The organism is Photobacterium sp. BZF1 (genome assembly GCF_014349205.1).
GTDB lineage: Bacteria > Pseudomonadota > Gammaproteobacteria > Enterobacterales > Vibrionaceae > Photobacterium.
On record NZ_JACSOF010000170.1, the window covers coordinates 1 to 13,798 of the forward strand.

Sequence of the window (13,798 nt, forward strand, 5' to 3'; positions counted from 1 at the left end):
CTATAAGACCCGCCTATAAATCGTATCTTTCATCAGTTTTATTGTTTTTTTTGTATTCACTTAAAATTCAGTGCGTTAACAGTTAAACTTTTTTTCCTTTGAGCATTAAATGGAGCTGTTCGCAAAACTTAGTTTGTATCGCTTAAGTGAACGAGCCCATTTGCCTCATTTTCAGTATAGCTATTGGATTACAGATAAATGCACAAAATTTATGTTGTTTTAATCTATGGCTATGACATGTAAAGAAAAAACAAACAAAATCGATTATTTACCGCAATTCCATCACACTACACAATTTCCTTATACTGACGCAGATAAGGAATGGATCAGCGAAATAATTCAATTATAAAATAAACTTATTTTTAGCGGATTTTATAAAGGGATGTTCCGGGGTAGGTGATGATTTTCTCCAATAAATAATTGTTTTTAATCGGTTTATATGTTGTTTTAAAGGTTGGGTTTAAAACACAAGGAGGAAGCCAATGTCGATCATTATCAGGCATGTCGAGAAAGAAGATATCCCAGCCATTCGAGAAATTTATGCTGGGCGCAATGCTTACAGCGGAACATTGCAGCTGCCTCATCCATCACTGGAACTATGGGAACAGCGAATCGAAAGTCTACCCTCTAATGTCTACAGCTTGCTTGCTGAGCTTGACGGTAAAGTCGTTGGTCAGGCTGGTTTCGCTGTTGAACAAAACCCTCGTCGCAGGCATGTGGCGGGTTTTGGGATGGCGGTTCACGATGACTATCAAGGAAAAGGGATCGGAACGGCGCTGCTAACAGAGCTGGTTGACATGGCAGAGAACTGGATTGGTGTCACTCGCATTGAATTGACCGTGTATACAGATAATATTTCTGCCATTGCGCTCTATGAAAAGCTGGGTTTTGTTATTGAGGGGACTTCACGTAACTATGCCTTGCGCAATGGCGAATATGTGGATGTGTACCAAATGGCAAGGCTTAAGGAATAACAGATGGGTAATCTGTCAGTAACTAGCTAACGGGAAGTGCTTGCGGGCACTTCATTTCGTAGTACTCCATGTTTTCGGTGAGCATGTTTACCCTTACTGCATCATTTTTGGTCATGACATGTTTCATACCAATTTTCTGCATCACTTTACCTGGATTTATTTCACGGCTGAAATGCTGCCCATAGATAACATCCAGCTTAAGGCGCTTGAAGCCGAACTCAACAATTCTCTCAGCCGCTTCTGTACAGAATCCCTGGCCCCAGTAGGGTACACCAATCCAATAGCCTAGTTGCGCTTTGTTGTCTTGGATGTTGTGTAGGCCGATACAACCTATCAACTGTTGGGATGACTTCAAGGTAATTGCGTAGATTGCCGATTGTCCTTTGTGCCAACCAGCAAGGTGCTTACCTATCCATTGACCTGCAACACCATCGGTATAAGGGTGGGGGATATTCAGTGTTCCATTTGCAATTTGTTCATCACCGGCAAGGGCTTGAACTCGCTTGGCGTCAGAAAGCTGCAGTGGGCGCAAGAGCAATCGGTGAGTCGTTAATAATGGTTGATGTGGCATAGCTATCCTCTTGATTGGGCACTTTTATGGTACTAGTAAAGCCCTATTGGACCGTCTTGAACAGCGACCAGATCAAATTAGAGGATAAATATTAAACAATTAGAACATTCGTATGATAATTCAGTTATTTGGAGGAAAAGCTGTTTCAAGGTTGCCAGTGATCTTCACCATAGTCTGCTAAATTGTCCAACGCTCTTTTTATTTGTTTTTCAATAAGGTACTTCATTATCCAACCTGTACCTTTCACTTTTGGGGTAAACATAATTCGGTAGTGGATCATGCTATCGTGTGCATTTAGGCTGTTAAACTTTATCCATCCACCATGCTCTTCTACTGCAGCCCCTTGGATAATCTTATAGTGCAGGTGCTCATTTTGTTTGTAGTCAATCACCTGCTCTTGAACGGTAAATAAGCCGTTAGACACTTCACGAATAGCACCAATACCGTTACTCTCAGGTTTACCTTCTTTAATCAAGTTGTATTGACCGTTAAAGAAACGGCCCAGGTTACCGTGGTCGGTGAGGAGCTCGAATAGCACTTTCTTCGGAACTTTCGCGGTTTTCTCTAAAGTAATAGTGTACATACCCATAGTACCATCTCCACGAGGACTATTATGCCAGTCTATTGCTTGTTGCGGAGTTGTCAATATGAGGTTTTTGTGGTGTTGCAAGATCTATTCTGTCATTGATAAAGATACATTTTTCTTGTTAATGAAAATTTTCTGTAGAGGTGATTTACTGTTAACTTGGAATTTAAATGAGTCAAAACAGCAACCTGCGCTACTTTATTTTGAAATTAGGCATCTGATGTCGGAAATTGATGACTTCTATCACAAAAAAAATGCCAAAGAGTATTGCAAAAGGCTTGGTAGCCTCTTATATTTGAAACTGTTGATTGTTATTCAGAGGTGGAAATTTCCATACAGGGCTCCTTAAACCGTTAATTAAGGTCAAGTCATTCTCCTCTAGCTACATCACAGTTCTTTAAATCCTCGGTTATTCTAAAGTTGGCATAAGACATGCCTTTACTTTTGTGTTAGGTAATTACCTATTGGATAACAATGAGGATTGACGTTTTTCTTTTATTGAATTGTCATATGGATGTCACAGGATTCAGTATAAAGTAAAGCGGTATAGGATGAGTAAGAACGGTATTATTAAAGAGAAATATCAACCTTACTCGTTTAGGAAAAATGAGAGGTGTATTATGTCAAATCGTAACCGTCGTCAGTGGTTTTACCATCAGACACAAACAAATAACCTGAAAACTAAATCTAAGTAATGTCGTTGCAGCGCATTCGCGCTAATTGCTTGATTTAAAAGTAGGTTAAAAGCAGTACAGCCAGAGGCACAAGTGATCCAGTGTTTCTGGCATATACTCCCCCTTCCTTACCAAATAGCCATTACCTGTAGTTTTCTATATACATTTCACGCAATCGTTTTCGTTATTCAAATATTCATTTGTATTTAGTTTTAGCGCTTGATTGGCTGGCATACCCTTATTTCCTATAGATGTCTAAACGCCTAAATATATTTGTTTGATAGCTTTATTTGCTGGAATGAAGTGTACTTATTATTGAGTACAATATGCCTATCTGCCTTTTTAAGGTGCATACCCCTCGCCAAACTGATGACCTCTTTTGATGCAATCACGCACCATGTGTGAACGTCACCCAAAAGCTGAATGATAGAATGAAAGAGATGCACCTCTTTTTATTATCAATTAGTTATATCTTTTTCTAATGCTATCTATCTTAGTGGATTTTTCTGTTTCAAAGCCTTTCTAATTCTTTGTGGGTATATTGGCACGCCTGTTGCAATTTTGAGACTGCAACATAAATCAAAAGGTTATCTCTAATGGTAGACAGGATGTCCAATATGAAGAAAGTCGTTAATGGTATTTCAATTTCATTATTAGCTTCAGCGTTGATGATGTCGGGCGCAGCAACAGCCGCGCAGGCTTCAAGTGGAGCAACTTTGAAGAAGGTGACAGAAGCCGGTGTTCTAAAGTGCGGTGTGAGTACAGGTCTACCTGGTTTTTCCAGTACCGATGCCAAAGGAAACTGGGAAGGGATTGATGTGGAATACTGCCGGGCAGTTGCTGCTGCGGTTTTGAAAGATGCAAGCAAAGTTCAGTTCGTGCCGCTTACTGCCAAAGAGCGCTTTACGGCACTGCAGTCAGGTGAAATAGATATCCTTTCACGGAATACGACATGGACGATGCAGCGTGATAGCGCCCTAGGTATCAACTTTGTTGGGGTTAACTATTATGACGGCCAGGGATTTATGGTCAGTAAAGAACTGGGCATTACTTCAGCCAAAGAATTAGATGGTGCTTCGGTATGTATCCAGTCTGGTACCACCACTGAGCTGAACTTGGCGGATTACTTCCGTGTTAATGGGATGAAATTCAAGCCAGTGGTCTTCGATACCTCTGACCAGACAGTGAAAGGCTTCGAAGCGGGGCGCTGTGATGTGCTGACTTCCGATCAATCCCAGCTTTATGCGCTCCGTATCAAATTAGCCGACCCATCTTCTGCGGTTGTGTTACCTGAAGTTATTTCAAAAGAGCCTCTGGGGCCCGTGGTCGCCCAAGGTGATGACCAGTGGTTCAATATCGCTAAGTGGACATTGAATGTAATGGTCAATGCCGAGGAATACGGTATCGATCAGGCGAATATCGACAGTATGAAAAAGTCTACTGATCCTAACGTATTGCGCTTGTTGGGTGTTGAGGGACCTAAAGGGCAGGGCCTGGGTTTAGCCGATGATTGGTCTTATCAAGTACTCAAGCAAGTAGGTAACTATGGTGACAGCTTTGAACGCACCGTCGGAACGGGCTCACCGTTGAAAATTGCACGTGGACTCAATGCACTATGGAATGATGGCGGCATTATGTATGCGCCACCAGTTCGCTAACATGATATTTCAATAAAACGTAAGTTGGCTGGGAAGGGTGCCAGCAGAGACTGGGGAGCTGGCATCCTTTTTACTTTGATTTGCACAGGGATTTAACTTGTTAGTATAGGTGCATAGATGTCTACAAGTGATTTAGAACTGGATTCACCGCTTAACCTTGATTCCAAACCTGCCAGCAACGAGAGCGTTGCAAGAGCTGCTTCAGCTGAGGAAAAAACAGCGCCTCCCTCAGGTGGTTGGAAACGAGTCGTATATAACCCATCGGTGAGAGCCGTATTTTTCCAGTTACTGCTGTTATGTAGTGTTGGGTTCTTTATTTATACCGCGATCACCAATGCATTGGGTAACTTGGAGCAAAGGGGGATCTCGACAGGGTTTGATTTTCTGGGACAAACAGCAGGCTTTGGTATTGGGATGTCGTTGATCCCCTATGATGAAACCCATACCTATGGTGCCACCTTTATTGTTGGCTTGCTTAATACTGCTTTGGTGGCGGGGTTGGGTATTGCTTTGGCAACGGTGATGGGTTTCATCATTGGGGTCGCACGCCTTTCTAAGAACTGGCTGTTGAGCCGTGTTGCTGCTGTATATATCGAGATATTCAGAAACCTTCCTCTACTGTTGCAGATACTGTTTTGGTACACCGTTGTTTTGCAGGCACTACCTTCTCCTCGTAATAGCTTGTCTTTTGCCGATGCGGTTTTCCTTAATGTCCGTGGGCTATTTCTACCTGCACTTGAGGTACATCCAGGTGCCGGTTGGGTAGGGTTATCAGTGATTGCTAGCTTGATTGGCGTAGTCGCTATTCACCGGTTTAAACATCACCGCCAGCAACAAACCGGTCAGGTAATACCCGCGTGGCGTTTAAGCGCATTGATCATGGTTGTACTGCCAATGGTCACATTCTTCCTGGCCGGTAAACCATTGGGTGTCGAGTACCCCGAACTTAAAGGGTTTAACTTCCGTGGTGGTATTGATGTGATGCCAGAGTTGTTTGCCTTGTTAATCGCACTTTCTATCTACACGGCAGCGTTCATTGCTGAAATTGTGCGCTCGGGGATCACGGCAGTGAGTAAAGGGCAAACCGAGGCAGCGAATGCGTTGGGGCTGCCGTCGGGCAAGGTACTTAAACTGGTGATAATACCGCAGGCAATGCGGGTCATTATCCCACCGTTGACCAGTCAGTATTTGAATTTGGTGAAAAACTCTTCGCTGGCAATGGCGATAGGTTATCCCGACCTTGTCTCGGTGTTTGCGGGCACCACACTCAACCAGACCGGTCAGGCCATTGAAATCATTGCAATGACGATGGCGGTCTATCTGACGTTCAGTTTATTGACCTCGCTGTTGATGAATATCTATAACCGCAAAATGGCATTGGTGGAGAGATAATATGAAGGTTTTTCATTTTTCACCCTCAGAAGCTCCACCCTCTAAAATGGTGGGTATTTCGGCATGGCTGAGGGAGAACTTATTTTCTTCTGCTTTGAATACCTTGATTACCGGTGTCATTGCCGGAAGTGTATTCATTGCATTGGCAAGTATTTTTCAGTGGGCTTTCCTTGATGCAGATTGGGTTGGAGCAAGCAGGGACGACTGTAGCCGTGATGGTGCCTGCTGGGTATTTGTCCAGGCCCGGTTTGAGCAATTTATGTTTGGCTTCTATCCCAGCGATGAAAGTTGGCGCCCCCTTGCCTTTATGTTGGGGTTGCTAGGCATGATTGCTGGGATGATGCTAGGCAATGCGAAAGTAAAAAAATGGCTACTTGCTTTTGCCTTAACCGGCTTTCCAGTGTTATCCGTAGCCCTGCTCTATGGTGGCGTCGCAGGCTTACCTGTTATCGAAACCCATCTTTGGGGAGGCCTGTTGATCACCTTGGTGATTGCCTTAACCGGCATTGTGGTGTCATTGCCATTTGGTGTGGTATTGGCCCTTGGTCGTCGCTCGCAAATGCCTATCGTGCGCAGCTTAAGTACGGTCTACATCGAGTTCTGGCGTGGTGTGCCGCTCATTACAGTGCTTTTCATGGCTTCGGTCATGCTGCCGCTATTCCTATCAGGCGGGACGGAAATCGATAAGTTGGTCAGGGCGTTGATTGGGGTTGTCTTGTTTAATGCCGCTTATATGGCCGAGGCTATCCGTGGAGGTTTACAGTCTATTCCAAAGGGGCAGTTTGAAGCCGCTGAAGCTTTGGGGCTGAGTTATTGGAAATCGATGAGGCTGATTATTTTGCCCCAGGCATTGAAGATCAGTATTCCGTCTATCGTGAATACCTTTATTGCTCTACTGAAAGACACCAGCTTAGTACTGATAATCGGCATGTTTGATGTCTTGGGTATTGCCCAATCAGCCAATAGCGATCCGGCTTGGCTCGGCTTTTCTACTGAGAGCTTTGTTTTTGCCGCTTTAATTTTCTGGATTATGTGTTTCGGCATGTCGCGCTACAGCATTTACCTGGAAGGTAAGCTGAGTACGGAACACAAACATTAATTTGCACAAGGAAGTCGTGAATATGTATAGCAAAACGGTTTATCAGTCAGTATCGGAAGATTCGGTGATCCGCTTACAGAAAGTCAATAAGTGGTATGGTGAGTTTCATGTCCTGAAAGATATCGATTTGAATGTAAGGAAGGGCGAGAAAATAGTGATTTGTGGCCCATCTGGCTCGGGTAAATCAACCATGATCCGCTGTATCAATCACCTTGAAGCGCATCAGCGTGGACAAATAAAGGTAGCCGGGACAGAGCTGACCGATGATCTTAAAAATATCGAACTGGTAAGGCGAGAGGTGGGCATGTGCTTCCAGCACTTTAACTTATTCCCCCATCTAACTGTGTTGGAAAACTGCACCTTGGCGCCTGTTTGGGTAAAGAAAATGCCCCAGCAGGAAGCGGAGGCGCTTGCTATGGAGTACTTAAAGCGTGTCAGGATTGCCGATCAAGCCCATAAGTTTCCGGGGCAGTTATCTGGTGGCCAGCAACAGCGTGTAGCTATTGCCCGCTCACTGACGATGCAGCCGCAAGTGATGTTGTTTGATGAGCCAACATCGGCTTTGGATCCGGAAATGGTACGTGAAGTACTCGATGTAATGGTGGAATTGGCTTCAGAGGGGATGACCATGTTATGTGTGACCCATGAAATGGGCTTTGCCAGAGAAGTCGCCGACAGGGTGATCTTTATGGATGCAGGGGAAATCATTGAAGAGAATGACCCTGAAGCCTTCTTTAGTAACCCGCAGTTTGATAGAACCCAAGCCTTCCTTGAGCAAATCATTCATTAATCGTCTTTTCAAAGAGAAAGGCGAACGATAACAAGATGCTTCCGTTACAACCTCCCTTGGCGTCCTCATGGACGCCTTTTTTCTTTATTGGAAAATGGTTCCGTCTATTTGAGCTTGGTCGGGAATATAAGTGATCGTGGCGCCGCCGAGGTAAATATTGCCTTTTACCACAAGGAACTCTGGTAATTCGGTGATACTTGAATTGGCGAGGTAGAGATCCCCTCCGACATAGAGGTGTGAGGGGAGTTTGGTCAGTTGTGTTCCCATTAGGCTGAGATCGCCTTGTACCTGCAGCCCTTCGCTAATGGCGGCAATTTTAGAGTGGGCAAGGTTGAGGTAACCGCCGATGTGTAACTGGGCTGGTAGGTACTCTATATCGCTATAGGCCAAGTTAAGGTTACCGTTGACTGTTAAGGTATTGGGAAGTTGGCGAATCTGGCTATTTTCTAGGTTCAGGTTACCTCTAATAACGAGGGGATCAGGCAAAATGAGCTCGGCAGAGTTACGCAACGAAACATTGCCGTAAGTGTCAGTATGATTGAGTAACTGCTGGGGGATGACAACCGATTTAGCGTGGCTTTGCAGCGCAATGAACAACGAGATAAACAGCCAGATTGAAACGTGTTTCAATAGCAAAAAGCCTTGGAATCCTCGGGTGTTGGCCGTTTTGAACAATCCTAAAATTACCGTGTCCTTTTTCATCACAAGTGTAGATAAGACTCCCATATGACCCATTGTGGTGCGTAGTGCACGGTTTGTAATCATTTGATTGATAGGTTTGAGGTCGGTATTCAATAAATTCATTTAGATAATGACAATGTACCCCAATAAAAAAGGTGATGACTAGCCTTAAATCGCCAAAGTTAGTTCATTTAACCCTGACATATGTATGTGGCACCTGAAATCCTGCCACTTTGTTCGGTTGAGATATTTCATTATTGCCCAGCTGCGAAACTTGGCACACCCATTGCTTTAGTTATTATGCGTTTCGGGCAACAAGCCAGGTATCTTTACCTCCCCTAGGACATTGCGTCCTTTCCTTGGATACCGGGCTTGGAAACGATGTAAGCAATTAGCACACAACTTCCTTTCGGGCGCTCTTCCAGGCGCCCTTTTTTTATTTGTCAGTCTACACTTAATGCAAAAGAGGTAGGGCATAAGCCGAATGTAGGCTATTGTCTTATAGCAGTTTTGTGAAATATTTTGGGGACACGGTTTATCCGTTGCTTGTCGTTTTCTTTCCCAGTGTGAGGAGCTTTATGTCAGGGACTAAGAACAAAGTACTCATCCTATTTGCCCATCCGTCAACTAACCGTTCTGAGATAAATTGGCCTTTGTTCCGATCTTCCCAAGGTATCGATGGTGTGACAACGGTTGATCTTTACCATGAGTACCCAACCTTCCGGATCAACATCGATAAAGAGCAGCAACGGTTGCTTGAACATGACATTGTGGTGTTCATGTTCCCTTTGTATTGGTATTCCACGCCTGCGATTTTAAAAGAATGGCAGGATCTCGTATTGGAATATGGCTTTGCCTATGGTGCCGATGGTACTGCATTACATGGTAAAAAATTTCTTTGCGCATTAACGGCTGGTGGTCCGGTGAATGCTTATTGCGAAGATGGTTTTAATCATTACACCATCCGTGAACTGTTGCACCCACTTGAGCAAACGGCAGTATTGACGGGCATGGAATACCTTGCGCCTTACGCGTTATTCGGTGCTCGAACAGCAGTTGAAGAGAAGCGGGTAGATGCACATATAGAAGGGTGGCAGCGACTGTTACTGGCATTGCGTGATGACCGAATTGATTTTGAGCAGGCAGGAGAAGTGGCCAAACTCAATGATCATCTCGATAGGTTAATCACGGAGGTGCCGGCATGACCATTTACTTCATCCAAGCATTTATCTATTTATGTGCTGCAGTTGTTGCTGTTCCAATTGCCAAACGGCTAGGTCTTGGGTCGGTACTAGGCTATCTCATTGCAGGGGTCGTGATTGGCCCCGTGGTTGGTTTGGTCGGAGAGGAAACATTAGCCATACAGCATTTCGCTGAATTTGGTGTGGTGATGATGCTGTTCTTGGTGGGTTTGGAACTTGAACCTAGGATGCTGTGGGACATGCGACATCGACTGATCGGTCTTGGCGGCTTGCAGGTTGGCCTAACGACAGTGATCGTGATGGCAATTGCTATGATGTTCGGACTTGGCTGGACTATGGCGTTGGCTATTGGTCTGATTTTCTCCTTGTCGTCTACAGCGATTGTGTTGCAGACCTTTAACGAAAAAGGGTTAGCCAAAACAGAAGGGGGCAGGAATGCTTTTTCTGTTTTGTTATTCCAGGATATTGCTGTTATCCCGATGCTGGCGCTGATCCCGCTACTCGCTTTACCCGAGTTGGTAGAAAAAGCCCAACAACTGGCCCAGCAGGCTGCCGATCATCATGAAGAGTTAAGCCTGGTTGCAGGACTTCCCGGGTGGGCTTATGCGCTGGTGGTCATCGGGGCAATCGCAGCTGTGGTCGTGGGTGGTCACTTTCTTAGCCGGCCATTGTTTCGGTTCGTTGCCAATGCAGGACTGAGGGAGATTTTCACGGCTACAGCACTAATGCTGGTCATCGGCATTGCAGCCTTGATGAGTTTGGTCGGTTTGTCACCGGCACTAGGGACTTTCTTGGCCGGTGTCGTGCTGGCAAATAGTGAGTTCCGCCATGAACTAGAATCGAATATCGAGCCTTTCAAAGGGTTGTTGCTGGGGTTGTTCTTCATCACCGTTGGTGCCGGTATCGATTTCTCGGTGCTGTTTAGCAATGTCGGTATGGTATTGGGTATCACTCTAGGGGTAATGATCCTTAAAGCGGCCGTTTTGTTTATTTTGGCATTAATTTTCAAAGTAAGGGGCAGTGACCGCTACCTGCTGACTTTAAGCTTGGCCCAGGCCGGTGAGTTTGGTTTTGTACTACTTAGTTACTCGATGCAAAACCATGTATTACCAGCGGATATTGCCCAAGTGCTGTCTTTGGTTGTTGCGATTTCTATGTTCCTGACCCCAGGCTTGTTTATCTTTTTCGATAAAGTGGTATTGCCCAAGTTCCAGGAGAAGAGCAATGAACGTGAGGCAGATAAGATTGATGAAACAGGCACTGTGATCATTGCCGGTATTGGGCGCTTTGGCCAAATTATCAATCGCCTGCTGGTGGCTAACGGCGTCAAAACCGTGGTTCTCGACCATGAGGCCGGCCAAATAGATAACATGCGGTCTATCAAGATCAAAAGCTATTACGGAGATGCGACTCGGCCAGATTTGCTGCATACCGCGGGTATTGAAGAGGCCAAGCTTCTGGTCATCGCCATCGATGACCAAGAACGTGCCGTTGAGTTAGCCGAGTATGTAAAACATACTTATCCTCATGTAAGAATTTTGGCCAGGGCTTACGATAGGGGCCACCAATATGCCCTTCGCTTTGCCGGGGCAGATTTTATTATTAGCGAAACGTACCATTCGGCGTTGACTTTGGGGACTCAGGCGCTGAAAGATCTCGGTATACACCCATTCCGGGCAGAGCAGTTGCGGCAGACTTTCAACGAAACTGAAGCCAAAAGTAAGGATGTTCTTTATCAAGCATGGAAAGACAATACCGAGGACAACAAATACAACGCCACATACCGTGACTTGTTTATGCAACTAGAAGAAGCATTAAGCAAAGAAATGAAAGCGGATAGGCATGACAAACATGCTTCATCGGAGCGGGGATGGACACCACCACCTAAAAACTACATTGATGTGATTGCCGATATGCAAAAGGAACAAGATTAGTTTTTACGACATTAAATAGGTAAAAGAGCGCGGCTGGGTAACTGATTACTCGGCCGCTTTTTATTTCCATACCAGAGCAAAATCAAAAAAGAAAGCAAGCAAAAAATAGTAATCGTTTGCTTTCAAAAGTGTGAAATTGACGAGTGGAAACAGTTTTTTACATTTGCTGGATAATTGTGCAATCAAACCTAGATCACAAAAATATCCCCATTTTGGGTTTTTAATGTGATCAACATCTCTATATACTCCGCTTCCGGCCAGAACCATCGAGTTCAGCCACCTTATACCAAAGAGACGAATCCTCAGTTTGGTATTAACAAGCTGTCACCATGGACATGTGAATGACCCACGGAGTTGGACCGGCATTACTTAGCTTGTTAATTAGGTGACTTGTATGTTTTACAAATGGACGGACAATTCCACATTTTCTGGGCGTTATTGCTCAGGACCTTCCTATTTAGCTTTCTCCCCGAGAGCGATGTCCCCATTGGTATTACAGGCAGTAACACCTTCATTTTTCGACTTCCCAACACATAGTCAAAGCAACAGGACGAAATAATGCAGTTGTTAATTAGTTTGGCCGGTATTTTGGTACTGGTATTGTGCGCGTACGCGCTTTCTGAAAACCGTAAAGCAATCAACTGGCGAACGGTTGGTGGGGCGTTGTTGTTACAGGCCAGCTTTGCTGCCTTGGTTCTGTATATTCCCGTTGGGCAAAAAATGCTGGGGGCAATGAGTGGTGGTGTTGCTAGCGTATTGGGTTTTGCCGATGAAGGGATCAAGTTCCTGTTTGGTGATCTAGCGACTTCCGGTTTCATCTTTGCTATTCGCGTCCTTCCTCTCGTTATCTTCATTAGTGCTCTTATCTCCCTTCTTTATTACCTCGGTGTGATGCAATGGATCATCAAAGTGATCGGTGGTGGTATTCAGCGTGCGCTGGGTACAAGCCGTGCCGAGTCTTTGGTTGCGACGGGTAACATCTTCCTTTCTCAAGGTGAATCTCCCCTTCTGGTCAAACCCTTCCTACCACAGATGACCCGCTCTGAACTTTTTGCAGTAATGACTGGTGGTATGGCTTCGGTAGCCGGTAGTGTCTTGGGTGGTTACGCTGGCCTTGGTGTTGATCTTAAGTACCTTATCGCTGCGAGTTTCATGGCCGCTCCTGGTAGCTTGATGATGGCAAAACTTCTGGTCCCTGAGCAGAGTGTCGCGGTTGAGCAGACTGATATTGAAATGGCGAAAAGTGACCACAGCAATGCAATTGACGCGCTAGCTGCAGGTGCCATGAACGGTATGAAGGTAGCTGTGGCTATCGGTACAATGTTGATTGCATTTGTTAGTGTGATTGCGATGGCGAATGCGGGTCTGGAAACTGTAGGTTCATGGGTAGGTTTCGAGCACCTGACCTTGCAAGGCTTGCTGGGCTACCTGTTCTCGCCATTGGCATTCGTTATTGGTGTTCCTGCTTCTGAAATGTTGCAGGCGGGTGCTTTCATCGGCCAGAAAATGATCCTAAACGAGTTTGTTGCTTTCCTTGATTTTGTCAGCATTAAAGAGACGCTATCCCAACACAGCCAGGTGATCATTACTTTTGCACTGTGTGGCTTTGCCAACATTGGTTCGATTGCTATCCAGATTGGTTCAATTGGTGTCATGGCTCCAGAGCGTCGTGGTGATGTTGCCAGCCTAGGTATTAAGGCGGTATTGGCTGCAACACTGGCAAACTTAATGAGTGCAGCCTTGGCAGGTATCTTTATTAGTCTTTAATTGCGAAAGCAATGTTTAGAAAACCTCTTTCGAAAGAAAGAGGTTTTTTTATAAATAGCAAATTGCTTAATTGTTGTTTAAGTACTTCTGGCGATATGAAGATGCTTGGCCGAATAAAGTGACCATCAAGCCAACAAAGACAAAACCAAAGCCGAAAATAATCTCTTCGTTAGCGAGAAGTTGGTAGCCGCAAAGTACAAAAACAAAAAGTGTCAAAAAAACATTGAACCAATGAAAATATGGTCGGCTTTTTGACATGCGAGCATAAGCCCTAATCATGTTACCCTCATTCTTTGATGTAATTCCTTTTTTTAATAATGGCTATTAATAGTGGTTCTTTTCTTAAAAGAAAAGGGCTTACCTACAAAAATGTGAAATCATCAACAATTCATGGTTAAGTATAAAAGGCATACCTAAATAGTTTTCACATTGAGTGGCAATTTTAGATGGGGGAGGATATAGCTTTATAT

General features: G+C 44.7%; 11 protein-coding genes. 8 read left to right on the forward strand and 3 right to left on the reverse strand.

The genetic code is table 11. The features are described from left to right. The first annotated feature begins 482 nt into the window (after window positions 1-482). Window positions 483-974 (forward strand): GNAT family N-acetyltransferase, encoded by a 492-nt coding sequence (locus tag BIZ37_RS26075; RefSeq protein ID WP_187464000.1) that lies wholly within the window; start codon window positions 483-485, stop codon window positions 972-974. 22 nt (window positions 975-996) lie between these two features. On the opposite strand, the gene BIZ37_RS26080 is transcribed toward BIZ37_RS26075, so the two are convergent. Both BIZ37_RS26080 and BIZ37_RS26085 read right to left on the reverse strand, forming a co-directional pair. Next, the gene (locus BIZ37_RS26080) at window positions 997-1,545 is read right to left on the reverse strand and encodes a GNAT family N-acetyltransferase (RefSeq protein ID WP_187464001.1); all 549 of its coding nucleotides are present in this window, start codon (window positions 1,543-1,545) and stop codon (window positions 997-999) included. Between the two features lie 145 nt (window positions 1,546-1,690). Then, window positions 1,691-2,134, reverse strand: a complete 444-nt coding sequence (locus BIZ37_RS26085; RefSeq protein WP_107299890.1) for an SRPBCC family protein — start codon at window positions 2,132-2,134, stop codon at window positions 1,691-1,693. 1,288 nt (window positions 2,135-3,422) lie between these two features. Between BIZ37_RS26085 and BIZ37_RS26090 the strand changes: the two genes are divergently transcribed. The 4 genes from BIZ37_RS26090 to BIZ37_RS26105 all read left to right on the forward strand — a co-directional run bounded on the left by BIZ37_RS26090 (window position 3,423) and on the right by BIZ37_RS26105 (window position 7,744). After that, window positions 3,423-4,463, forward strand: coding sequence for an amino acid ABC transporter substrate-binding protein (locus BIZ37_RS26090; RefSeq protein ID WP_187464002.1), 1,041 nt, complete (start codon window positions 3,423-3,425; stop codon window positions 4,461-4,463). A gap of 117 nt (window positions 4,464-4,580) precedes the next feature. Further along, the gene (locus BIZ37_RS26095; RefSeq protein WP_187464003.1) at window positions 4,581-5,855 is read left to right on the forward strand and encodes an amino acid ABC transporter permease; all 1,275 of its coding nucleotides are present in this window, start codon (window positions 4,581-4,583) and stop codon (window positions 5,853-5,855) included. Between the two features lies 1 nt (window position 5,856). Then, on the forward strand, window positions 5,857-6,954 hold the full coding sequence (locus BIZ37_RS26100) for an amino acid ABC transporter permease (RefSeq protein WP_187464004.1): 1,098 nt from the start codon (window positions 5,857-5,859) through the stop codon (window positions 6,952-6,954). Between the two features lie 22 nt (window positions 6,955-6,976). Next, window positions 6,977-7,744 carry an amino acid ABC transporter ATP-binding protein gene (locus BIZ37_RS26105; protein WP_187464005.1) on the forward strand — a complete coding sequence of 256 codons (768 nt, stop codon included), beginning with the start codon at window positions 6,977-6,979 and terminating at the stop codon, window positions 7,742-7,744. Window positions 7,745-7,828: 84 nt separating this feature from the next. On the opposite strand, the gene BIZ37_RS26110 is transcribed toward BIZ37_RS26105, so the two are convergent. Beyond that, on the reverse strand, window positions 7,829-8,374 hold the full coding sequence (locus tag BIZ37_RS26110) for a hypothetical protein (RefSeq protein ID WP_255526909.1): 546 nt from the start codon (window positions 8,372-8,374) through the stop codon (window positions 7,829-7,831). A gap of 629 nt (window positions 8,375-9,003) precedes the next feature. On the opposite strand from BIZ37_RS26110, the gene BIZ37_RS26115 reads away from it, so the two are divergent. The 3 genes from BIZ37_RS26115 to BIZ37_RS26125 all read left to right on the forward strand — a co-directional run bounded on the left by BIZ37_RS26115 (window position 9,004) and on the right by BIZ37_RS26125 (window position 13,328). Further along, on the forward strand, window positions 9,004-9,630 hold the full coding sequence (locus tag BIZ37_RS26115; RefSeq protein ID WP_187464006.1) for an NAD(P)H-dependent oxidoreductase: 627 nt from the start codon (window positions 9,004-9,006) through the stop codon (window positions 9,628-9,630). Then, window positions 9,627-11,561, forward strand: coding sequence for a monovalent cation:proton antiporter-2 (CPA2) family protein (locus tag BIZ37_RS26120; RefSeq protein ID WP_187464007.1), 1,935 nt, complete (start codon window positions 9,627-9,629; stop codon window positions 11,559-11,561). The genes BIZ37_RS26115 and BIZ37_RS26120 overlap by 4 nt, the downstream gene beginning before the upstream one ends. A 558-nt stretch (window positions 11,562-12,119) precedes the next feature. Then, window positions 12,120-13,328: a NupC/NupG family nucleoside CNT transporter gene (locus tag BIZ37_RS26125; protein ID WP_187464008.1), complete on the forward strand. Its 1,209-nt coding sequence runs from the start codon at window positions 12,120-12,122 to the stop codon at window positions 13,326-13,328. Window positions 13,329-13,798: the final 470 nt, after the last annotated feature.